Here is a 23211-nt window from a genome sequence, read left to right as displayed (position 1 = left end):
AACCCCCAGCTAACTCATGGTCGGGGCGACAGGATTCGAACCTGCGGCCTCTTGGTCCCGAACCAAGCACGCTACCAGAGTGCGAGTTTACTTAAGGGCTGTACACCTATTCTAACCCGGTCAGACCGCACCGTCAATGGTTTCTCCGCTAAAACCCACTGGCGTTATAATAGCGTGAAGTTCTCCGTGGCGTCCCCCGTAGGCGTCAGTTTGAGGCGTCACCTGTTTTTCTGGGTTTTTTCATGATGAAACCGGCTTTTCTGGAGTTTCACAAGAACTTTTTTTAGTCAAGAGGACTCCGTTCATTTGAGCGAGGGCTTTAGCCATTTCGTCTACGCCGATGTGATCTAGGTAAATGTCGACCGTAGTCTGAAAGGTTGTATGTCCCAAGACTTCCTGTACGACCTTCATGGACTTCGTGGCATCCAGAATAAACAGGCCAGCCGTATGCCGTAAGCTGTGGAAGGACGTCTTCGGGAGACCGGCCTTGTCCAACAGCTTCTCAAACATCCGGGTGAACGATGTGGGATCAAGTGGCCGGCCATCGTTCGAACAGAACACGAGGTCATAATTAAGGTACTTCTCGCCAGCAATTTCTTTGTCCTGTTCAACGCTAAGTTTGTGCTTATGAAGGTCTATCATTAAATCAGCCGGTACCGGTAGGGGCCGTTTGCTTCGCTGGGTCTTTGGCGTCTGGAAGATCAGATGCGTCTTCTTTCCTTTATCATCGGGCTTCTGGATACGCTGCAAGGTCTGCCGGATGTACAATATCCGCCGTTCGAAATCGATGTCCTGCCAACGAAGACCCAACAGTTCCCCTCGCCGTAAACCCAACCGTAATTCCAATAGGAAAGCAGTATACAATCTGTGGTCTTCGATGGATTTCAAGAACTGCCGGACTTCCTCCAACTTTAATGGACGGATTTCCGGCTTTACTTTTTTGGGCAGCTTCACAGCATCGGCAGGGTTCTTCAACAGTTTGCCTTCCTTGATGGCTTGTTCGAAGGCACCGGAAATGACGTTATGGATGTGGCGGATAGTTCTGGGGGCTAGGGATCTGCCGTTGTCAGCTCTGGGTTTCATTTTTGCGTTGTACATCAGTTGGATATCGGAGGTCTGGATTTTCTGAAGAGCCAGCGATCCCAGTGTAGGGATGATATGAACTCGGGCCATCGTTTCATACTGTGCATATGTGGTGGGCTTCACGTTAGGCTCGATGCATTCGGCAAGCCAGTACGTCATCCAGTCCTTCACGGTCATCCTCGTAGGCTCTACGAAATCACCGGTAATGATCTGTGCCTTCGCTGCCATCATCTTGTTGTAGGCTTCTTCGTGGGACTTACCGAGATAGTTGTAGCGTTTTTTATTGCCGGTGGCGGGGTCAGTGTGGAAGAAACGGGCTTCCCATCGACCGTCCTTTCGTTGGTATACGTTGCCTTCACCGTTGGTGCGTTTGGTCATGATAGGTCCACCTTCCCGATGTTTAGTTGGGTCAGTGGACAGTGTTGATTGAAAAGGGAGGGGAGTCAAGCAAAATAAAGAAGCCCGCCGATGGAGGCGAGCTTTTTGTGTCATTGTTTTTGGCGTTAAGGGAACTACGTGGAGCTACAGAGGATTTTAGGGGAGAGGGGGGCAAGTTAGTCAATGGTAATTGGGTTGGTGAGAGCGTGAGTTATTTTTTTATAATAGGAATCCATATTTGACTCCTAAAGTTTGGTGAGGTTACGTCTTTATGCTCATTCCATAAGATTTCTGGACCTTCTACTAGTTCATAATTTGACGAAGGAAACCACTCTGAATAGATTCGCCCCCACACGTTTTGAAGCGTATTAGGAAATGGACCGATGGCTTCAAAAACGCCCCATGTTAAAGCGGGAACTTCTAAAGCGACAAAGTTGCTTGGGCAATCTCTTGTCGACGCTACTCCTATATAATGATCAAGTTCTCCTTTTTCTTCCATACGGCCATCGGAAAAATTAGCAGATGCACTTATTAACCCAACTGGTTCAACATTAGATAGGTTTTTCAGATTTTTTATCATTTCTTCATCTAACGATTTCCACATTGCGGCAATCTCAGGATTAACTCCGTTAAATATAATAGGAACTCTTTTCTTAATACCAATAAGGCGAAATGCGTTTTTTTCTATAATGCGATAGTTCAATTCATGTGCTCCTTTAACTGATAGATGAAAGGACAATCGAGGATATGCTTTTAATACTTGACCGTTACTCTTAGCTTCAGACGGGGTTATACCATGCATACTTTGAAAAGCTCTTGTAAATGAATCTGGTGAGTTGTATCCGTATTTAACGGCAATATCGATGATCCTTAAGTCACTGTTAGAAAGCTCGAACGCAGCGAGGGTAAGACGTCTTCGACGAATATATTCAGACAAGGTTACACCGGCCAGGAAAGAAAACATTCTCTTGAAGTGATATTCTGAGCAGAAAGCAATCCTAGCGACCTCTTTAGGGTCAATTTCATCCGCCAAATTTTCTTCAATATAGCGTAAGGCGTCATTCGTTTTTTCAAGCAATCCCATTTCTACGACCTCCTTTCATCGATAGAATAGCAGAAATAGAACGTTTCTATCCGACATTCTGTGCACCGTTATGCAGGGAAGCTTGGATAATACATAAAAACATAAATCTATAGGAAGTCATATCGCTACGGTTGCTGAAAAAGTTAGAACTAATAGGAAGTTAGCATAAAGCCCACCGATTATGGCGAGCTCTTTTTGAAATTTTGTCGATAATAGACGATAGGAGATATGCTGAGGATAAAATCTCCTTAACTATCGGCAAAATAGAAGTAACCGCCTTCCTCACGGCCTACCTTGTACGCTTTTCGAGCGAGGCCAATGGGGAGGGACGGTTCAGTTTTAACTAAGAGATACTTTTAGCTTGTGGGGTGTCTGACTTTAATTCTAATAAACTAATATTTTTAACTCTTCCAATAATAAGTCCTAGAACTGAAACAAGTAAGCCGGATACGATAAACAAAAATCCAATACCCCTACCCGGCCCAGTTCCGATGATTTGACCAACGGTGCTTGCCAAGACCCCATCAGTATAAAGCAGGGGATTAAACAGTCGATCAGCCAAAATACCTGCCGAACCGAACGCCAATATGTAGCCTACTTGTGAGATGGCAGAAACCATGGACCAAATTCTACCTTGCCGCTCATTATCGACATTGCTTCGAATAAGAACCTCTAGGCTCGTGTTAACAAACGGGAGTGTACAGAAGAATAGAAAACAAAAAGTAACAATTAATGTTATTTTTGTAGAGAAGCCTATGAGGGCATAGAAGAAACCAGTTAGAGTCAAAGACAACGATAATATGAATACCTTTCGTTGCTTAATCCCAAGTGTCCCGATAAAGAGGCTGCTTACTAACATTCCCGTTGCTGATAAGGATAGAGCAATACCTAGGGTCTTAGAATCCGTTAGTGATAACATCATAGGCCCAAACAGCGACTGAATTAATCCTATATAAAAGCAAATCATTGACGTTAAAATAACCAACCACAAAATGCCTTTTTGGGATAGGAGGTAATGGTAAGCTTCCTTAATATCTAAGAAAAATTCTCGATTCTCGATATTTCGTGAAGCAGGTTCTTGGTTTCTAATTATAAATACGGCTGCAACGGCAACGATGAAACTAATAATATCAATGCTTAAAACTATCTTAATATCCAATACGCTCATAAGGAATCCCGCAATTATCGGAGATATAAGATACTGAGCAGATCCCGCCAACTGAATGAGCCCACTCGCTTGAGAATATAGCTCTTCAGAAACTAAATCAGTCACAGCAGCCTTATAGGCAGGACTTTGTATCGCCGAAAATATCGAACTCATTGCTACACCAGCATAAATATGCCATAGTTCAATATTTCCTCGGAGCATGGCAAATAGAATGAATAGTAGACCAGTAATAGCTCCTGTATCCCCAAGAATCATCATTTTCTTACGATCGAACCTATCTGCAAGTACACCACCAAACGGCAGCAAAATAAATGAGGGTAGAAAAGAAAAAAGAATAATCAAAGAGAAGTCTGTAGCAGATTGGGTCTTCTGAAAGATAAAAACACCCAAAGCGAAAGCTGTAAGTCCGCTCCCGATAGACGAGATTAGCTGTCCACACCAAACAATCAGAAATCTTCTAAAGGTGTTCTCCAGATCGCTCATTTATTTGCCTTCTCTCACTAGTCGTTCACGTAATTGTTCAGACTAGTATTCTTTACCCCTAAAAAATATCCTTTTACAAGGATAAAAATAACAGCATATTATTCAATATAGTCTAAAATCCCCCATCTCCCACCACACCCGCTGTAACGCCCCACGCCAAATTAAACCCCCATCATGATATGGAACGGTATAGCCACTCGTTTTCAAAGGCACACAGGGCATTCTGTGGGGTCGGATTTGAAGTGTGGAGGAAATAATTAGGCAAAATAGGCGGTGTCCAGGTGTTAATTAGTTGAATTACCGGTCAGAATAGAAGAATAACCGCCCTTCTTCACGGTCTACCTGATAAGCCACGTTATTGGGAGGCCAGTGGGGAGGGGCGGTTGTTTTTTTGGTGAGAGTGGACAGTGTTGATTAGGTGGGTCGGGGGAGTTAAGGACCTCCACGGAAATATTTAGTCCAGTGTTGTCATAAAAAAGCCATTTTGTGTCATCATATAAACATTCGTTATGCTTCTCAACTCGCGTTATTGGTGGAGGAAAAAAGTGCATTACACAGATCTGATACGTGATCTCCGACTACAGTTATGGGGAATTATTTACCCCCAATGGCGAGCTGATCTTTTTTCGGTACGTTGGTGGTTTATAGCCAGCATCATTGCCATCTGCTATGCGATTTGGTGGAAATACGTGGATAAGCATAGATTATCCAACATTCTACTTTTTGGTTCCTTCATCGCAGTCTCACGAATTATCATGGATGATTTTGGAGCATCAGTTGGCGGTTTTGTGTATACTATTCGACTTATCCCTCTTGGTCATGCATTATTTCTCAATGATTTGACAGTGTTTCCACTAGCGTTTATGTTGGTGTACCAATACTGTTCAACATGGAAATCCTTCCTTGTATGGTCGGTTATCGCTGACGCGGTGTTATGTTTTGCTTTTCTACCTCTACTCTCTTCTCTTGAAATTCTTCAACTTTATACATGGAGGTACTACTATACCTTCTTGATCATCCTGGGCATAGCGATTGTAATGAGAGCGATAATGTTGACTGTGTTATGGTTTGAAGAGCAGGATGGTACCCTCGAACGATCAGAACTCCCATCTACCATTTTGGCACAACCCGCGAGGAGACATCAGTTTTCTAAATCAGATAGTGACAAACAAAAAAGATAAAGAGTTGCTTACTCAGAATCGGTTTTCACGAGTCAAGGAAATAATTAGGTTGAATAACGGTACCCTATCTTATCGAATAGGATAACAGTACAATCGCTCATCTCTCACGGCCATTTCGTCTCCCGTCTCCGGGAAAGGCCATGAGGGTGGGCGGTTTTTCTCAGATGTTAACTAACTGCTTGTCTAACAATGTTTCTGTTAACCGGAAGGGACCGAACCGAACTGGAGATCAAAAATCCGCTCTTGGATGAGCGGTCAAACTTGGGACTGATGTATCTACATAAGATTGTTTCTCAACAGGCAGATTTATTGGAATGAGTATTTGAACATATGGTGATTAATTGATATCATGGATTCAGAATGGTGATAAATTTTAGCAAAATGGAGGATCTTCATTATGGCTAGGAAGACTTTTAGTGCTGCCGGAGCTGTTGCAGTTGGACCATACTCACATGCAGTTGAGTCTGGAGATTTGATTTTTTTATCAGGGCAAACGCCTATAGATTCGGAAACAGGGAAACTTGTGGAAGGTGATATCACTAATCAAACGGAACAATGCTTTAAAAATCTATTCAATGTATTAGAGGCAGCAGGCTTAACACATGACGATGTTGAAAAAGTAAATGTGTTTTTAACCGATATGGGTAATTTTGCAGCAATGAACGCAGTATATTCAAAACACTTTTCTTCACCGTATCCTGCTCGTACAACAATTGGAGTAGCGGCATTACCTCTAGGTGCACAAGTTGAAATCGAAATGATTGCCAGGAGAAGATAACCGTTTAGATGCGTTTTATTTCTTTCCCTAGCTGATCAATTTCAAAGGCAAACAGGGCATTCTGTGGGGTCGGGGTTGATAGGTGTAGGAAATAATTAGGTGAAAGGCTAGTGAAATTACTAGCTTTTGAGGTGTTTATTGATTAAATACTTGGGTTACATCGAAAACTAGAATGGTTCCCGGTCCTAGTTTAAGGAGGTCGATATACATCAATAAACCATCATTAGATGAGTTATTGGGGCGAGTCGAAAGTAAGTACGCTATGGTTATACTCGCCGCCCGGCGAGCACGTTCACTAAATGATCCCAGCAAACCGGCGGAACCATTGGTTCATGCGAAGAAGGAAGATAAGCCGGTAAGTATCGCTCTAAGGGAAATCGCGGAAGGATTAATTCGTTACGAACGTGTGAACGATAAAGAGAGCGTTGAGGCTACGTTTAATCGAAAATATTAGCGTAGAATTTTTCGCTGTGTAAGCAGTCCGGCTAACGCCGGGCTGTTATTCATTTATCAAACAAAACCGTCAGTAGCACTGCTATTTTCGTAAAAAACCTTAAATAAATCACCTTAAATCCCCATATCCCACATAAGACCGCTGTAATGGCCCACATCCAACTCGCCCCCCCGTTATGGTATAACCCGTATAGCCTATCGTTTTCAAAGGCACACAGGGCATTCTGTGGGGTCGGGTTTGAAGGGTATAGGAAATAACTGGGGGATTTAGCTGGTAGTCAGGTATGGACAAACTGAAAATTAGTGTTAATTTGGGTAGGGTGGGGGAATCATGAAGGTGGATAAAGGCTCTAAAATTAATTTAATGGGAGTAGTACGTGAAAACTCGAGAGTGCTATAACGTTCTATTATCTCAGAAGCTAGTCGAGGAATTAAAAAAACGCAATATGGAAGCATATTACTGCGTGACAAAAGAAGAAGCCGTAAAAAAAGTTCTTAAAATGATCCCAAAAGATAGTGTAGTTTCTTGCGGAGGTTCTGCAACTCTACATGAAATTGGTCTAAAGGTCGCACTAAAAAATGAGGGATACAAAAATTTCTTAGACCCGGATGACGCACAAGGTGCTCTAGCCAAGGATAAGGTTGCACGGCAGGCATTAAGTGCAGATTATTTTTTAATGAGTTCTAACGCTATCACTGAATCAGGCGAGTTGGTAAATATAGATGGGTATGGCAATAGGGTAGCTTCACTTATATTTGGGCCGAAAAACGTAATAGTAATTGCCGGAATCAACAAAGTAGTTCCTAATTTAGACGCGGCAATACTTCGTGCAAAAAAATATGCCGCCCCAATGACGTTGCTTATATTTAATAAGGACTATCCTTCTTATGATGAACTTTCAAAAGTCGCTGAGGACTCATGTAGTCAGCTAGTAATTACCAGTTCGTCCATGAGTCAAGGCCGAATTAAAGTAATACTCGTCGGTGAATCTTTAGGTTTCTAGGATATATATTACTGCCATGCACTTCTTTTTTTTTACGGCCAAGATAATAAGCAGGAGGTATATTCATGGAGAAAGTAAAAATTCCAAACAGACCGCTTGGCCCATTTCCTACCATATTAGTTGGAGCGGACGTTGATGGAAAACCGAACTACGTCACTGTTGGAGCGTGCGGGGTGGTTAGCCTAGAACCCGTACTCTACATCTCACTTCGAAGTACTCACTATACAACCACGGGTGTCAAAGAGAATGGGTATTTTAGCATAAACATCCCTTCGGCAGATATGGTTCAAGTAACCGATTATTGCGGTATCGTGTCGGGAAAAGAAACGAGCAAGGCGGATATTTTCAACTCGTTTTATGATGAATTAGGAAGAGCACCGATGATCAGCGAATGCCCAGTGAACATGCTTTGCAAGGTCATTAAAAGTATGCCGATATTTGATTTCGAAATGTTTTTCGGTGAGATAGTTTCTGTATATACGAATCAAGAATCCCTTACAGATGGAAGAGTTGACCCTCAAAAAATTAATCCGATGATTATGATGGGCAATGGCTATTGGAATTTAGGGCAAGCCGTTGGCTATCTGTTTAAAGAAGGTGAGGTCTACAAGAAGTCACAAGAACAATAATAGTGAGTGGACCGACGTCTTTAATGAAAACATTGAAAAGGATAAAAAAGAACTCCACTAACCTCCACAACGCGACTTCGCCACCCACGGCGGGGTCGTTTTTCCTTTCTACAAAGAAGATGAGTTTTTGTTGGGATAAGGAAGGTTATTTGTTGGCTTGGGAGGGTCAAATGGTCGTAAACTCATCAGCTATGCAAGACGAACAAGCAAGATGACAACTTGTCAATTTGAAAAGTTATCTCTTGTATGCCATCACCATCGTTAAATGGGAATCACAACAAGAAGGCTATGAGGATAACTCACAAAGAAGGCTTCTTGTCGTTTGTGAATATACGCCCTAATGTAAATGGTACGACTTGCGGTGAGTCTCATGACAAAAAGGTGAACCGTTTTTGGAGCAAAAAAACCAGGACAATCATCCTGGTCTTAATACAACTGGGTAAATCGTATGGGTTGAATTTCCAAATAGAAAGTTTATCTCTAACGAAATAATCTGTGACATAATACCGTCCTATCAACTTAATATTATTATATAATTTAAAATCTAATAGGAGTGCCTTCTTACTATGAGCACTGTAACATCCCTATTCGAAAAGGATGTAGTTCTACGTTTACTATGCCCGCCTGTACTGCGGGATCGTTATTGAAAAACTGCCGAGCAGATTCTTCAGATTTAGCACGAAATACCACGATTCCATACGTCCCGTCTAGACAAACGCCGGATAGAACAAGTTTACCTTCGGAAAATAACCGTTGGCAATGTTCAGCATGTTGTCCCATAACCGACATTTCCTCTGTGTTCATAGTCTCAATAAAGTTATCTCGTTTAGGTCTGAATACCATCAGAAACTCAGGCATCATAATAACCCCTTTTTAACCTTTATTACAAATAATAGCACAGAATACGCAAAAAGGCCCAGGACTTTACACCCTAAGCCTTAACTATATCCACTTTAAACCCCCGTAGGCGTCACGTTGGGCGTCAAATAATATCCGTACCAACTTCCTAACATCTTAAACCCCCAGCTAACTCATGGTCGGGGCGACAGGATTCGAACCTTCGGCCATGATTCCCAGACTCTCCGACGGTTTGAGGAAAAGGCCCAATTGATTGATGTACCGGACCCTACGTTTCGTTCAGATTCAATATTTGCTATGATTACCTAAGAAAATTTACACTAAACCATCCATCTATAGGTTGCCTTGGGAAAAATAACGAAGGACTGGTGACGTTGAAACCAAAACATATAATTATAATATTTCTCGTTATAGCTTTGCTTTCTATGCCCTTTATTACGTTCGGCATTGACTATTTCTTGGCATGCCATAACAAGCCACCTATATTCGCCATACTTGCTAAGCGATATAAAGACGGAGGAACGTCGATTTATAAGGGATTCGGTTATGAGATTATAGATTACAACCAAATAGACGGCCGACAAGACGTTGTTTTCTCTTCTAAGTACATAACCAAAGACGAACAGTTGGGAAATTAGTTCGACGACGATATAGTTGCTCTTTATTCTTTGTCACCGCGCATTAAAAGAAGCGGAAGCATTAATATGTCGGTCAAATAAACGCTTTGGGGTGGTAAATGTGCTTGACTGATAAAGTCTTTTACTGTTGTTTTAATTGCTTTTGTTCTTACTCAAAATATTGCTGGTTGTTCTTCTAAGATATGTCTTAAAGTGATTCGGATTACGTGTCAACTAAATTACTTGATATACATCTCAAATTGTCCGATGCAATCTGGCATGGATCAGGTTCATCAGCTAGTTAAAAGGATGATTGGAGGTTATCGTGAATCCTTAAATCATGACGAATCTAGTAAAGAACCGGAAAGACAATATCTGAAAAGAGTAAAATAATTAATATGGGTGATTTTCTTGGAAAATGCGAAACTCGGTGGGTTTATTCTTCTATTCCTCGTCTTCGACGGTCTTATAGGATGGGGCTTTATTACGATGCTTGAGAGGTTAAACAACAGTCGCTTTTCGATTCAAAAAAAATGGGGTTTAGTTATCGCATGGATTTTAATTGGAGTTGCCGCCGAGGGCGTTTTTTCTTGGCTTGGAAGTTAGCTATTTTGTTAAAGGAAAGCTGCCTTATTTTTCTTGGAGCATCCGTTGAACATCTGCTTGATTCGGCACTTCAAATTGGTTATTGCCTTCCTCCGAATAGTACCCAGGTAAAAACGATAGCATCGCACTTATTACAAAGATACCGAACAAAACCATTATAGTCTTTCTGTTAAAGAGCGGCCCAAAACCTATTACTAGTTCAGAGATGATATCAGCGATAAATTGAAACACACTCATCACCCCATAAATATAGTTACCACCAATATACATTATTTAATTCTTTTAGGATATCGCTTATTATCTAACTGGAGCTTATGAAACGCAAAAGAGCCAGGACTTTTAACTATTTCCGCAACTTTTAACTCTTCCAACCACCCGTAGGCGTCACGTGAGGCGTCAATTTCATACCTTGGAACCAGTCAGACTGCATAAAACCCCAGCTAACTCATAGTCAGGGCGACAGAATTCGAACCTGCGGCTTCTTTACTGTTGTATCGACACCGATAATCAGCAGGGTAAGGAAGACATTCCCCACACGTTGTCAGTATCGACCTACGTTCCCTCCAAGGGAAATATCTGCTATAACTGCCCCCCTGTAGCACCGAAAACACCAGGACTATATTTTTTCTTCATCGATGTTGTTGGGGAAAAGGAGATAATGATGTTGGATATGTTTTCAAACTGAAAGCAACTGATTAAAGGAAACTTCTTCATGGAATAAGCTATAAAACCACAACAAATAAGCCAGGACATATCATCCTGGCCTTGCTATTTCCTCAAATTTTAACTATTCCTAAATCCCGGTAGGCGTCACGTTAGTCGTCAAATCGTAACTTTAGCCAACAGCTAATATTAAAAACCCCAGCTAATAGGACGGAAGGCTCTTATAAAACACACCTTAAAAACCAATAGTTACTTAGGCAAACTTCTTTCCTTTCCGGAGATTTTCGGTCTACTTTGATATCATTTTGGAAAAACCCTTATCCTCTATAAGAATATGATTAATAAACCAATATTTAAGCAGATTTAATAAATCCATTGCTTTATTTTTGCTGTTATCGGGACCTATCTTAAATAAATGGACTCGTTGAGTGAATTCATCGTGATATTGTTTATGCTCATGGAAAAATTTGTAGTCAGCGTCTTTTAAGAATTTTTCTTCATGTGAAAAATGTACACCGGCGTATATGATTGATTTGTCTATTAGTTCTTCAATAAGTTCATCTGATTTTCCAGCTTTGACTGCGTCATATAATTGATTCACCATAGCTAATAAGGTCTTATGTTCATCGTCAATTTGTGGGATACCAACTTCATATCTTTCATCCCAATCAATAAACGGCATAGCCTTCACTCCCTTCGAGGTGCAAACGATTATTGGAGAATGCTCCTTCAAGAACATTGTATGGCAGAATTTGAAAAATATCAATTTACATTTAGGATTTTCACATTCCCTTTGCCGTTTAAGAACTCCATTTCTCGTCAAACCCGCTGTAACGCCCCACATCCAATTCGGTCCCCAATGGTATAGTTACTCGTTTTCAGAGGCACACATGGCACTCTGTGAACCCTTAATCGGGCCGAGCTGTTTTGTGATTAGCGTGAACAGATGAAGAAACGTATCTATTGATCCTCCACAGCGATCTCGCCGTTATTGGTGGGGGAATGAGCAGAAATTGCCCATAGGTACCGTACGCCAACGAGGCAACCGCGGGATCTCGCCTTGATAACCGTATTTTTACATACAAGCACACCAGAAAAAATAATTAGATAGATCCGAAAGGAACATAGCAAAATATATCGAATATTAAACTATATTACGTAGGATTTGAAATTAATCCCACGTTACGACTAAATAAAATAATTTTAACTCAAAAGGAGAATGGAAATGAACGCTGCAAAAAATGCAACCGAGGCTGTTCTCGACATAAGCGAAGTAAAGCTTGGTGATGTTATTGACTTTGAATTCTTACAAAGATTCCAGGATAACTTTGCAACGGCAATGGGCTTCGCCAGTCTCACTGTTGATTTGGACGGTCAGCCCGTAACCAAACCAAGTGCGTTCACTCGGTTCTGTATGGAGCTTACCCGAAACACAGAAAAAGGTCTTAGACGATGTGCCGAATGCGACCGCAAGGGCGGTGAAAAGGCAACGAGTACAGGAAAACCCTCCATCTATGAATGTCACGCAGGCCTCGTTGATTTTGCGGTCCCTATTATGTTGGGAGGTAAACAAATTGGGACGGTACTTGGCGGACAAGTATTAACACAACCGCCGGAAACGGAAAAGTACGAACAAGTCGCGAAGGAAATCGGCGTTGATCCCCAAGCGTATATCGAAGCGGTTAAGGAAGTTAAAGTGGTGAGTCGCGAACGAATCGAAGCGGCTGCATTTGTTCTTTGGGACGTAGTCAATACGATGACGAAAACGTGGTATGATCAACATAAGCTAGGTAGTATCGCCCGGACTCTAAACGCAAGTATCACAGAAATGTCGGCCACGATGGAGGAAATGGCTGCTTCTGCTACAGACGTAAGTAATAATCAAATTCAACTTAACAAAGAGATACAAAATGTAAGCGTACTGACCGGGAAAATTAATGAAGTTATTGACTTTATAAAAGAGGTGGCTGACGAAACGAGATTGTTGGGACTTAACGCCGCCATTGAAGCCGCAAAAGCAGGGGAAGCGGGACTAGGCTTCGGGGTAGTAGCTCAAGAAATACGCAAACTTTCTGGTGATTCAAAACAAACGGTAAATAAGATTAAAGAGTTTACTTTGGAAATTAAAAACTCGGTAGCGTATACCGTGAGAATGGGAGATGCCACGTCGTCGTCTACACAACAGCAAGCCGCAGCAATTCAGGAAGTGACGGCTACTTTACAAGACATAGCGGGTCTTTCAGATACATTAGAGAATTTATCATCAATTAGTTAACAAACATTATGAGTTAAAGAAGGTGAATTCAATGTCGGTTATCCAATTAATGTCTTTTGAGTTAGCTGGCGATGAATACTCGATAGACATTACCGCAGTAAATGGAATTGTAAAATACAAAAATTATAGAGTTGTTAAAATCCCGAACGCAACGAAAGGGTTAGAGGGGTTTATTAACCTTCGGGGTAAGGCAATTCCTGTATTTAACCTAAAAAAGAAGCTTCAATATACGTATGATACTATAAATGAAGATAGTAAAATTATTATTATTAATTTCTCCGGATCTATAGTAGGCTTTATAGTTGATGACGTTACAGACATTTTCAAACTTCGGGATGAACAAATTGAACATCTATCTAACAGCATTAGTGGTAATTGCGACAAGTACATAAAAGGAATAGGAAAAAGTGGCGATAATATGATTGTGATTCTGGATCTAATATTAGTATTGTCTGAGAACGAACTTAAACAGGTAAAATCCGCTTCATAGAGAAATAGGTAAAATATAATATAGTTATTTCAAAGTGTCCGGCCCACTGCCGAACGCTTTTTCTTTTGTTTTCTGTAAAAAGAAGGAGATTATCTATGCCACATCGAATTATTGCTCACCAAATGTTGGAAGAGAGCTGACCATACATTCACCAATTTATAGGGAATAAGAATGGCGTGACCCCATCTAGAAGATCGCGCTAGATTCGAATGAGGGAGAGAGCGGCGATAGCTCCGAGACTAACGGCTCCACCAGACAGCTACAAACCGAAATTTCGTTCCGGCGATGCATGGTGCCCATATTGTGGACATGAAGTTGAGTTCATTTGGGACGAAAGTTTAGCAGTAGCTAAATGCTCCAAATGTAGCATTACGACTCGAGACTTTCATATACGTCGGTATAACGGACTTATGAAAAATAATTCTTTGGATCAGTCATTTGAAGCAGCTGTCCGTAAAGCTGATCGAAAGCGACTGCGTAAAGGCGAGAGAGAACTAAATCTTTTTAATTTCGTTGTAGACAGCTAACGTAAAAAGAAAAGAAAACCGCAAATGAATTTCACGATTTACGGCAAAAAAGAGTACAGTAATAAGGAATTCACACGAAAGGAGGGACCTAAATGGCCGTTCGCATTGTTAGGATTACGCTTAATGAAGGCGATAGAGCAGTCATTCGTGTACGTTGCCGTCGTCGCAACGGAGGTTGAGTATCATTAATGTTCAAAACTGCCGGAGGTAAAACTCCGGCAGTTCGATTTATCAAACACTAAGATTTTTCTACGTGTACTGGAATTTATGAAGCGTTGCTCCTAAAAAATTCAATACAATATATGTAGTTACCGAAACATATGTTACCATAATCATCAAGCAACTTACTCATCACCTAAAAATAAAAACGATCCAAGTTCAATCGGACAAGCGGTTTCCCATGGTTGTTTTCGTATGTACAATAGGGATGTTCTTGAGTTGTCCCGAATAGTTTCAATAGGAACACCCGTGGTTATAAGTAGTTGAAACGCCCCTAACGCCATCTCTGACCTCTTTTCCCTTGAAGCACAAATCAAATTACTGGCATATATTGCTTGCAAATGATTTGTGTAGGGGGACTATATAGTGCCGTACAACTTTAGTCGAAGAGTCCCACAGAACTGTCCACCAGCGTTTCAGGGTCGATATACCGTTCTTCCAGGCGACACCTTCTTTACTATTGCTCAAATGTTCAGAGTAAGAATAGAAGCACTCGCTGTAAACAACCCGCATATACCAAATCCCAATATATTATTTATAGGTGACGTTCTTTGTGTTCCCGGTTTTATATCTTACCCATGCTGTTCTCTTTTAGAGCCCCGAGGGCGTGTACCCTTCGGAACGGGTGGGGTCGCTTTCGTAAATTTTGGTCCTAAAGGAGGTCAGGCTGTGAGTTTTGTGGCAACATTACCGCAGCCTACAGTATTCGGCAATTTTGACAAGTATAGTGGTGAAATATTCATACCCGGTATCGGCCGTTTTGGAAACCAGTTATTTGCCAGTCCTGATGATCCGCCGACTTGGTCTACCCGAGTTGAACTTCCCACCGTTGCATCGGTTATGCCAAATTCAAGCGTCGTTATACGTCCTTTTAATTCTATTACTGGTGCTTCGGGTGAAACTATCCTAGAAGGTATTATTCTGGGTGGAAGCTGTCAACAGCAATCATAAACTACTACACTTATTGCTGCGGGGGATAGGAAACTATGGTGCGGCATTAAGTACAACATTACGATAAGATATTGATGAGCAGTCCGGCCAACAGCCGGCTGTTTTTCATTTAGTCAACCGCGTATTATTGTCCCGACATCGTTGTTTTGCCCGGAAAATACAAATTGAACTTTTAATAATAATAGAAGGAATATGTAATAATCCATAGAAAAAAGAACATATATAAATGATCTTCTTGTTACAAGAAACATGAACCTATTGTTTTTGAATCGATAGTCTAGGGAGATGTTAAAATGCGTCGTTCTTTAAGTCTGCGAACATACTTTTCAATATCCTTCGGAATTCTGATTGTGATCATGTCTGGAATTCTAAGTATTGCAATAGGAAATAGGTCAATTGAACAAGTTAAATCTGAGATTGGAAATTCATTAGCAGAAACGGCGTATCAAATGGCAGATAAAATGGATGCTTTTATGTGGTCACGTTCTGGTGAGGTCTATACTTTGTCTCAACTTGAAGCTTTACATAACTTTCAAGACACTAAAGCGATTCAAAAACTTCTTGAAAAGCTAAAAGAAAGGTTTCCTTCATTTGCATGGATAGGTCTCACAAATACCGACGGAGCAGTCATTGCTTCTACACAAAATATCTTATCCGGAGTTAATATATCTCAGCGTCCTGTTTTCAAAGAAGGAATAAAAGGGAAATTTATTGGGGATATTCATGAGGCGGTCTTATTAGCGAACTTACTCCCAAATCCCACCGGAGAAGCAATGAAATTTGTTGATGTCAGTATTCCCATTACTGAGACAAACGGAAATATAAAAGATTACTTGCAGCCCATCTAAGTTGGGAATGGGCAAACGAAATTGAGAAATCAATCCTAGAACCTCTGCAAAATCGACAAAATGTTGAGATGTTTAATCGGATTATAAAGGAATTAAATCAGCCGTTCGTTATTGAAGGTCATACAGTCAACGTAGGCTGTAGTATCGGTGGGGATATTTGGACAGGCGAACAGGATATTCATGAGATTTTGAAAAAAGCGGACGAAGCCCTTTATAGTTCAAAAAGGGGTGGGAAAAATCGGGCAACTTTTTACAATGCTCACGAGTATGGAGATTGCCTCTAACCAAAAACATATGGAACTTGTCTGGGCGATAAGTTATTATGTTTGCAGGAAGAATTCTATAGACCTGTAACCGGAGAGGGATAGGAATCATGAAATTATCGGACCGAATCTTGAGGGAAAAAGAGAGATACTTTGTCTTCACGGCCAGGGATGCGACTACCTGTGTTTTATCGAGGGATAATTTTATTCAGTTGAGAAAAGAGCTCGGTTTTTCGCCTTCGAGTCTCAATATGTCTGAAGAAAACCCCTTTGTTTACGGGATGAGAATCGTAGTTTTAGAACGAGAAGAGGATATTCTCCTCGTAGGGTAAAAGAGTGGATCCGCTCATGGATCGACTCTTTTTTTCTGCTCGATCTGCTCATACTAAATCTTGACCGATAAAAATCCTTCGGGACAAGTGTGGAGGGATACCGGTGAGTAGAGCTCATGTGGTCAATCGAGAACAGGCGATCGATGAGTTGACACAGATCGTCGAGCAATTAAAGGAAGGTGCTTTCCGAGTCGGTGATACGAAGGTGGAGATTCCCAAACAGATCCTCTACCAAAACAAATTTCGCAAAGGCGATCATCAAGGCATCGACATTCGTCTATCCTGGGATATCATCGAAGAAGAGGAAGCGGTTGAAGAAGATCCAGAAGATCGCGAGTGGCACGATATTTTGCCTCATTAACTCGATAAGTGACCCTTTCAAGACGCTTCAATAAAAGAAAGGTGAAACTACACGGAAAATCCCTGACGCTAAAAAACGTCAGGGATTTGTAATTTTTTCGGGTTCGACGTAAAATCTATTTACCAGCCACCTCGACCCATCCCTTGCCACGCTTGAGAGGTTGCGTTTTGACCGCGTCCCTGTCCCCGACCTTGGCCATTGCCGGAACCGAAAGGACCATTGCCTTGACAGGTACCGTTGCCATTATTACCAGACTGGTTGCGAAGGCAGTTCTGTCCCGGCAGGCAGTTTTCAAATCCGCTTTCTGAGCGGGCCTTGAAGTTGGTATCCATCCGTTGCTCGATGGCTTGCCCCTGTTCGGGAGTAAGTTGGCCGAATTCCACGTATTTTTGCACCATTTGTTTCCGCAGGGCAAACATCTGCGCGTGCAACTGGGTGATTTCATTCGTTTGTTCTTGCGTGAGCGCTAAGGCCGTACCCACCGTAGACAGGGTAAGGATGCCAGCCAAACCAGTCACGAGCAGTTTCTTCTTGAGATCTTTACCAAACATAGTTTTCATCTCCTTTTCATAATCGACGAATAAGCTATCGTTCTGGTTGTAGTATATCCGCCCAATGTGGCGACTCGACGACAATCTGGTGACAATTTCGTAACAGTTTGGAAACAATTTTGTAACCAGGGGAAGGCAGGAGACTTCTTTGGATAGCGAACTTGCATTAGGCCAAAATAGGTCCTCCATCCGTGGGAAGAGCGAAGGGGAGCTTCTCCTTTGGGGTGATAAGCGATATCACTCCTGGAACTATCACTTGCGCCAGATCTTTGGGGAGAAGATCATGAAAGTGTCCCTGAACGCCGGTATGTCCTGCCCCAACCGTGACGGTACTGTCGGCACGGGCGGATGTATTTTTTGTTGTCCCCAAGGTTCCGGCGCTTGCGCCGGTGACCCTACCGAAGAAATTCGCACCCAGTTCCGGAAGGTCCGGGAGAAGCTGCACCGGAAATGGCCGAATGGTAAGCACATCGCCTATTTTCAGGCCTTTTCCAATACATACGCCGATCCGGATCAATTGCGCCGCATCTATGAGGAAGCGTTAGCTCAGGACGGGGTAGTTGGTCTTTCCATTTCGACGCGTCCTGACTGCCTTCCCGAGCCTGTCCTGGAAGTACTCGATGAATTAAACCAGCGTACCTATCTTTGGGTCGAACTGGGGTTGCAGTCCGTACACGATCGCACTCTGCAAAAGATAAACCGGGGACACGATGCGGCGACCTTTTACCGAGCCTTGGCTCAACTGCGTGCCCGGAACATACGAACCTGTGTCCATATCATCTTAGGTCTACCAGGCGAATCGGAAGAAGATATGTTCGTGACCGGACAGGCGGTAGCCTCCATGGATATACAAGGACTGAAGTTTCATTCCCTCCATGTGATGAAAGGCACCGCCCTGGCCGATAGTTATGCTGCCGGGGAACTGGATGTCATCGACCGGGAGACTTACGTCAGGCAGGTTGTTAATATCCTCGAGATCCTCCCCCCCCAGGTGGTCATCCAGCGCCTAACCGGTGATGCGCCCCAGGAATTGCTCGTAGCGCCGCAATGGATTACCCGTAAGTGGGGGACGCTGCAAGGGATTGACAAACTGCTCGAAGAACGAAATTCATGGCAGGGGAAAAACTATCGAAAGAAGGATTCGCCTTGACCGGCTATCAGATTCGCATTTTAGTTACTTATTTATTAGGCGTTTTTCTCGGAGCATTAGATCAGAGCATCTTGGGACCCGCCTTGACGACGATTGAACGGGATTTTAATATTTCGCCGAAGTGGGGCGTCTGGACTGTTACCGTCTACACCCTTGTCTATGCCGCATCGATGCCGATCACTGCGAAAATCGCCGACCGTTATGGCCGGCGAAAGGTCTTTATGGCAGGAATCGGCTTGTTTGCCCTGGGGTCACTCTTCAGCGGTATGGCGACCAGCCTCTATCCGCTTCTCCTAGGTCGAGCCATACAAGCATTAGGCGGTGGAGGAATTTTACCGGTGGCCGTGGCCGAGATCGGACTTGCCTTTCCCAAAGAAAAGCGGGGAAGAGCTCTCGGCTTTTATGGTGCCACCTGGGGTATCGCTTCCATCGTAGCGCCCATTCTAGGCGGAGTGGTGATTCAATACCTCTCCTGGCCTTGGCTCTTTTGGATCAATATACCGGCAGGGTTGTTAGTCATCGGACTCGCTACAGGTCTCATAGAGGATATGGAGCCGCAGGTCAAGCCGATGGATTGGACGGGAGCCTTTATCGTTGGGGCGACGATTTTCTGTTTCATGCTCGGTCTCACCCATATTCAAGGGCAGAGGGGGTGGGAAGGGGTCTTCATGCCCAATGTGTACCTTTTTTTACTAGCTGGGCTGGTCCTCACCCGTCTGCTCATTCAATTCGAAAAGAGAGCCGACGATCCCGTTGTAAATCCAAAGTTTTTTCGAAATCCTCGTCTCCTGCTCATCTACATCATCGCCGCCATATCGGGGATGATCATGCTCTCTATTATTTTTCTTCCGGCTTATGTAGAGTATGTCCTTCACTATCCGCCTGGGAAAGCCTCCTATATGGTGGTTCCTTTGGCACTGGCCAGCGTGGTGACGTCGCCCTTAGGTGGGGCGATCGTGGACCGTTTCGGGGCACCAAGGACAATGGTGCTCGGTTTTGGCTGCAGTATGATCGGCTCCCTTATTCTGGCTGCTTTAGTCAAGTTGATTGGATCTCCCGTCGATGTGAGCTTCATTCACGTCATCGTTGTGACCGTCGGTTTTATCTTCTTCGGCAGCGGTCTCGGGCTGATCGTAGGTTCTCCCCTCAATGTGATGGTGATCGGAGAAGTAGAGCGGGAAGAGGTTTCCAGTGGTTTAGCCGTCATGACAGTAATCCGATCCTTCGGAAATACCCTGGGGCCCGTGATTCTGGGAGGACTTTTGGCTGCGGCGACGGCTTTGGAACGACCGCGGGATGGTTTTTTCGACATGTTTATCGTCGGTGCCTTGATTGCATTGATGGGGTTACTGTTGACGCTGCGATTGAAAAGGAAAATGATTTGATAAATAATCTCTCTAGACTAAAAAATCCTCGGTTTCTCAGCTCGAGAAATCCGAGGATTTTTTTATAAAGGGGTTAACTCACAGACCGTGATTATAAATGTTCGATGGCAGGACGGAGTTTATCGTATGCATGCATAAGCTCGTTCGCTGTAGCCGGATCTGTTTTATGCAGGTTAAGAATAAATTGCACGGAATTACCTGGATAGACAAAAACATCGCCATGATTCGTCAGGGCGTAGACCAGACCGATTCGGGTCAAATTGATGGGGCAATTTTCCTGATGATCTTGGCCGCAATTCTTGCATTGGCTGAGGGTAATCCCTAATAGTTCTATCGTTTGTTTCTTGTCTCGCAGCCCGTTGCTTACGTTTTGTGAAGAAAATTCGATTTTGGCTTTTTTTAACCGCCCTGTCCGTACCGCCTGTTCTGTTACTTTGCGAATCAATCCGACGACACATTGTTCAGGGTTACAGTGGCCACAAGCTTCCATGGAGTTACAAAGTGATTCGAGGCAGGGGCAGATCATCCGGCAATTTGCTTTTGCGGTTAGGGTTGTTTCTGTTGCCATTCTTCAGCACCTCCCTTACCGTTAACAAAAATGCTTTTCTTTACCATACCACAAAGAAATCGAACTTACAATCACTTGGCGGTCCAAATCGGGGTCGCCAAGGGTAAAATTTTTCGACAATTCAGGACCTTGTTTAGGTACTTTAGTAAAATATATTATTTTCACTTCAGCTTATGCCTCAATCGTTTATTGTAAAGAGAGGGAACTGTTCGTTGTACCTATTCGTCATAGTGTTAGAAGGGAGTCGTTCAAGAAAGGTGGATATCATCATGAAAAAACTTTTGACCCCAAGAGGATGGTTGGCAGGTATCCTCGCATTAACCTTATTTAGTGCGGGCTGTATCTCTTCGGTCGGGGCAGCGGCCACAGCGGCTGACTCTACACAGCAGGACCTCGCTGTCGTCGGGTCTTATGCAAACCTGAAAAAGCTGGTAGAAAAGGCGCGGACGGAAAACGATTTCACCGTGAACGGGGGGATTCGAAGGGATCGTTTGTTCACGACGGTCGCCCCGACACAAGCCCCTATAGCGGAAGCAGCGAAATCAGCTGCGGCCGACGGAGCTGCCGCGGCTTCAGGCGATTATTCCAAGACCAACGTTCAGGTGGACGGTGTCGACGAAGCGGATATTGTCAAGACAGACGGACGTTATATTTACCAGGTCAATAAGCAGCGCGTGATTATTGCCGAAGCTTACCCGCCGGAAGAGATGAAGCTGGCTGCTACGATCGATCTGGAAGATCAACCCCTCTCACCGCGAGAAATTTATGTGGATAAGGATTATCTCGTTGTCCTCGGGGACAGCCGTGATGATATACCGGTCTTTGTCCCAGAGAAGGGGGCAGAATCGAAAATGCTCCCCGGACGGAAACGGCCGCCTTATTATCCCTATCCGCATTATGGCTCGGTGAAGGCGCTCGTCTACGATATTCGAGACAAGGGAAATATTCATAAGACGCGGGAAGTCGAACTGGAAGGAAATTATGTGTCGTCCCGTAAAATCGATGCCTCCTTATATCTGGTGACCGACCGTCAACTGGGGTACTACTTACCGGAGACGGAAGATCCGACTATTTTGCCGTGGTATAAGGATTCAGTGAGTGGAACCGAAAAGAATCTCATGAGCTATGATAAAATCCGCTGTTTTCCCGATTTTGTTCAACCGAATTACCTCTTAGTGGCCGGATTCAATGTGACGGATACGAGCAAAAAGGTTAACGTCGCCACTTATTTAGGTTCAGGGCAAGAAGTCTATGCATCGCCTCAGAACTTGTATGTCGCCGTGACACACTACCAAAGGCAGGCACAGAGCGGCATTACCGTACCTTTTTGGGGTCAAGCTGCGGAAAAAACCCGCCTCTACAAGTTCCGGCTCAACGAAGCCAGCATCAGATACCAGGAGCAAGGAGAAATCCCCGGCCGAATTCTTAATCAGTTTTCCATGGACGAATCAGGCGAATACTTCCGGGTGGCTACAACCGTCGGTAACCCCTGGGAGCAAGGTGAAGGGACATCGAAAAACAACTTGTATGTTCTCGACAGCCATCTGAAGCAAGTCGGAAAATTGGAAGGAATAGCCCCAGGCGAACAGATTTATTCCGTTCGTTTCATGGGAGAACGGGCCTACCTGGTCACTTTCCGCACCGTGGATCCTCTCTTCGTTATCGATCTGAAAGTTCCCCAGACGCCGAAAATTCTCGGAGCTTTGAAAATCCCCGGCTATAGCAACTATCTTCACCCCTATGATGAAAATCACATCATAGGATTTGGCAAAGACACGGTCGAGCAGGTACAAAAAGACAGCCAGGGGAACGAGACGGGGGTCAGCGCTTTTTATCTCGGCATGAAAATGGCCATTTTTGACGTGACCGATGTCAATCACCCTGTGGAGCAATTCACCGCCAACATCGGTGATCGCGGCACAGACTCGGATTTGCTGCACAACCATAAAGCCCTGCTCTTTGATAAGCAGAAAAATCTACTGGCTTTTCCAGTTCGGGTGATGGTCGTGGACGGCAATCATCAAGAACAGAGTGGAATCCCGGAATACGGCACCTTTGCTTTCCAAGGCGCTTATGTGTACCGCGTCGACTTGGCAAAGGGCTTTGAGTTAAAAGGGAAGATCACTCATTTAACCCAAGCGGATTACGATAAAGCCGGTATGTACTGGTATAACAGCGATAACGATATTCAACGGATCCTCTACGTGGGCGATACACTTTATACCCTGTCGAACAACAAGATCAAAGCCAACGCCATCGTGGATTTAAAAGACCAGGGGACGCTCACGCTTCAATAGTCTGGAAAA

Annotated in this window: 22 protein-coding genes; 15 read left to right on the top strand and 7 right to left on the bottom strand. The window is 43.5% G+C overall.

The window, feature by feature from the left end:
• Positions 1-240: 240 nt before the first annotated feature.
• The 3 genes from H1S01_RS06010 to H1S01_RS06000 all read right to left on the bottom strand — a co-directional run bounded on the left by H1S01_RS06010 (position 241) and on the right by H1S01_RS06000 (position 4196).
• The gene (locus tag H1S01_RS06010; RefSeq protein WP_188039177.1) at positions 241-1461 is read right to left on the bottom strand and encodes a tyrosine-type recombinase/integrase; all 1221 of its coding nucleotides are present in this window, start codon (positions 1459-1461) and stop codon (positions 241-243) included.
• A gap of 211 nt (positions 1462-1672) precedes the next feature.
• Entirely contained in the window at positions 1673-2545 is an 873-nt protein-coding gene (locus H1S01_RS06005) for an AraC family transcriptional regulator (protein WP_188039176.1), read from the bottom strand.
• A gap of 343 nt (positions 2546-2888) precedes the next feature.
• Complete coding sequence (locus H1S01_RS06000; protein WP_188039175.1) at positions 2889-4196, bottom strand: MFS transporter; 1308 nt, start codon at positions 4194-4196, stop codon at positions 2889-2891.
• A 545-nt stretch (positions 4197-4741) separates the two neighbouring features.
• Here H1S01_RS06000 and H1S01_RS05995 point away from each other — a divergent pair.
• From H1S01_RS05995 to H1S01_RS05975, 5 genes are all read left to right on the top strand, one after another.
• Positions 4742-5377 (top strand): CBO0543 family protein, encoded by a 636-nt coding sequence (locus H1S01_RS05995; RefSeq protein WP_188039174.1) that lies wholly within the window; start codon positions 4742-4744, stop codon positions 5375-5377.
• 397 nt (positions 5378-5774) lie between these two features.
• Positions 5775-6155 (top strand): RidA family protein, encoded by a 381-nt coding sequence (locus H1S01_RS05990; protein WP_188039173.1) that lies wholly within the window; start codon positions 5775-5777, stop codon positions 6153-6155.
• Between the two features lie 172 nt (positions 6156-6327).
• Positions 6328-6609: a DNA-directed RNA polymerase subunit omega gene (rpoZ, locus tag H1S01_RS05985; RefSeq protein WP_207732201.1), complete on the top strand. Its 282-nt coding sequence runs from the start codon at positions 6328-6330 to the stop codon at positions 6607-6609.
• A gap of 376 nt (positions 6610-6985) precedes the next feature.
• A complete protein-coding gene (locus tag H1S01_RS05980) occupies positions 6986-7612 on the top strand; it encodes an LUD domain-containing protein (RefSeq protein ID WP_188039172.1) in 627 nt (208 codons plus the stop codon).
• A gap of 65 nt (positions 7613-7677) precedes the next feature.
• A complete protein-coding gene (locus tag H1S01_RS05975) occupies positions 7678-8241 on the top strand; it encodes a flavin reductase family protein (protein WP_188039171.1) in 564 nt (187 codons plus the stop codon).
• 564 nt (positions 8242-8805) lie between these two features.
• Here the strand turns inward: H1S01_RS05975 and H1S01_RS22490 are convergent.
• Positions 8806-9084 carry a YciI family protein gene (locus H1S01_RS22490; RefSeq protein ID WP_423751915.1) on the bottom strand — a complete coding sequence of 93 codons (279 nt, stop codon included), beginning with the start codon at positions 9082-9084 and terminating at the stop codon, positions 8806-8808.
• 2190 nt (positions 9085-11274) lie between these two features.
• A complete protein-coding gene (locus tag H1S01_RS05965; RefSeq protein WP_188039169.1) occupies positions 11275-11667 on the bottom strand; it encodes a bacteriohemerythrin in 393 nt (130 codons plus the stop codon).
• A 543-nt stretch (positions 11668-12210) separates the two neighbouring features.
• Here H1S01_RS05965 and H1S01_RS05960 point away from each other — a divergent pair.
• The 7 genes from H1S01_RS05960 (at position 12211) to H1S01_RS05930 (ending at position 17251) form a co-directional block, all read left to right on the top strand.
• A complete protein-coding gene (locus tag H1S01_RS05960; RefSeq protein WP_188039168.1) occupies positions 12211-13260 on the top strand; it encodes a PocR ligand-binding domain-containing protein in 1050 nt (349 codons plus the stop codon).
• A gap of 31 nt (positions 13261-13291) precedes the next feature.
• Positions 13292-13750 (top strand): chemotaxis protein CheW, encoded by a 459-nt coding sequence (locus tag H1S01_RS05955; RefSeq protein WP_188039167.1) that lies wholly within the window; start codon positions 13292-13294, stop codon positions 13748-13750.
• 815 nt (positions 13751-14565) lie between these two features.
• Entirely contained in the window at positions 14566-14763 is a 198-nt protein-coding gene (locus tag H1S01_RS21145; RefSeq protein ID WP_188039201.1) for a L,D-transpeptidase family protein, read from the top strand.
• 201 nt (positions 14764-14964) lie between these two features.
• Positions 14965-15447 carry a YoqH family protein gene (locus tag H1S01_RS22750; RefSeq protein ID WP_243237075.1) on the top strand — a complete coding sequence of 161 codons (483 nt, stop codon included), beginning with the start codon at positions 14965-14967 and terminating at the stop codon, positions 15445-15447.
• Between the two features lie 293 nt (positions 15448-15740).
• The gene (locus H1S01_RS05940) at positions 15741-16295 is read left to right on the top strand and encodes a PDC sensor domain-containing protein (protein WP_188039166.1); all 555 of its coding nucleotides are present in this window, start codon (positions 15741-15743) and stop codon (positions 16293-16295) included.
• A 20-nt stretch (positions 16296-16315) separates the two neighbouring features.
• Positions 16316-16579 carry a diguanylate cyclase domain-containing protein gene (locus H1S01_RS22485; RefSeq protein WP_423751914.1) on the top strand — a complete coding sequence of 88 codons (264 nt, stop codon included), beginning with the start codon at positions 16316-16318 and terminating at the stop codon, positions 16577-16579.
• A 414-nt stretch (positions 16580-16993) separates the two neighbouring features.
• Positions 16994-17251 carry a hypothetical protein gene (locus H1S01_RS05930; RefSeq protein ID WP_188039164.1) on the top strand — a complete coding sequence of 86 codons (258 nt, stop codon included), beginning with the start codon at positions 16994-16996 and terminating at the stop codon, positions 17249-17251.
• A 119-nt stretch (positions 17252-17370) separates the two neighbouring features.
• Here H1S01_RS05930 and H1S01_RS05925 read toward each other — a convergent pair whose 3' ends face one another.
• Complete coding sequence (locus tag H1S01_RS05925) at positions 17371-17802, bottom strand: YckD family protein (RefSeq protein WP_188039163.1); 432 nt, start codon at positions 17800-17802, stop codon at positions 17371-17373.
• A gap of 187 nt (positions 17803-17989) precedes the next feature.
• Between H1S01_RS05925 and mnmL the strand changes: the two genes are divergently transcribed.
• Positions 17990-18952, top strand: coding sequence for a tRNA modification radical SAM protein MnmL/YtqA (gene mnmL, locus H1S01_RS05920; RefSeq protein ID WP_188039199.1), 963 nt, complete (start codon positions 17990-17992; stop codon positions 18950-18952).
• Positions 18913-20337 (top strand): MFS transporter, encoded by a 1425-nt coding sequence (locus tag H1S01_RS05915; RefSeq protein ID WP_188039162.1) that lies wholly within the window; start codon positions 18913-18915, stop codon positions 20335-20337. The genes mnmL and H1S01_RS05915 overlap by 40 nt, the downstream gene beginning before the upstream one ends.
• A 91-nt stretch (positions 20338-20428) precedes the next feature.
• On the opposite strand, the gene H1S01_RS05910 is transcribed toward H1S01_RS05915, so the two are convergent.
• Positions 20429-20905, bottom strand: coding sequence for a hypothetical protein (locus H1S01_RS05910; protein ID WP_188039161.1), 477 nt, complete (start codon positions 20903-20905; stop codon positions 20429-20431).
• Between the two features lie 269 nt (positions 20906-21174).
• Between H1S01_RS05910 and H1S01_RS05905 the strand changes: the two genes are divergently transcribed.
• The gene (locus H1S01_RS05905) at positions 21175-23202 is read left to right on the top strand and encodes a beta-propeller domain-containing protein (protein ID WP_188039160.1); all 2028 of its coding nucleotides are present in this window, start codon (positions 21175-21177) and stop codon (positions 23200-23202) included.
• Positions 23203-23211 lie beyond the last annotated feature (9 nt).

The sequence above is a fragment of the Heliobacterium chlorum genome, assembly GCF_014502795.1.
GTDB lineage: Bacteria > Bacillota > Desulfitobacteriia > Heliobacteriales > Heliobacteriaceae > Heliobacterium > Heliobacterium chlorum.
This window is presented reverse-complemented; position numbering and strand designations above follow the sequence as displayed.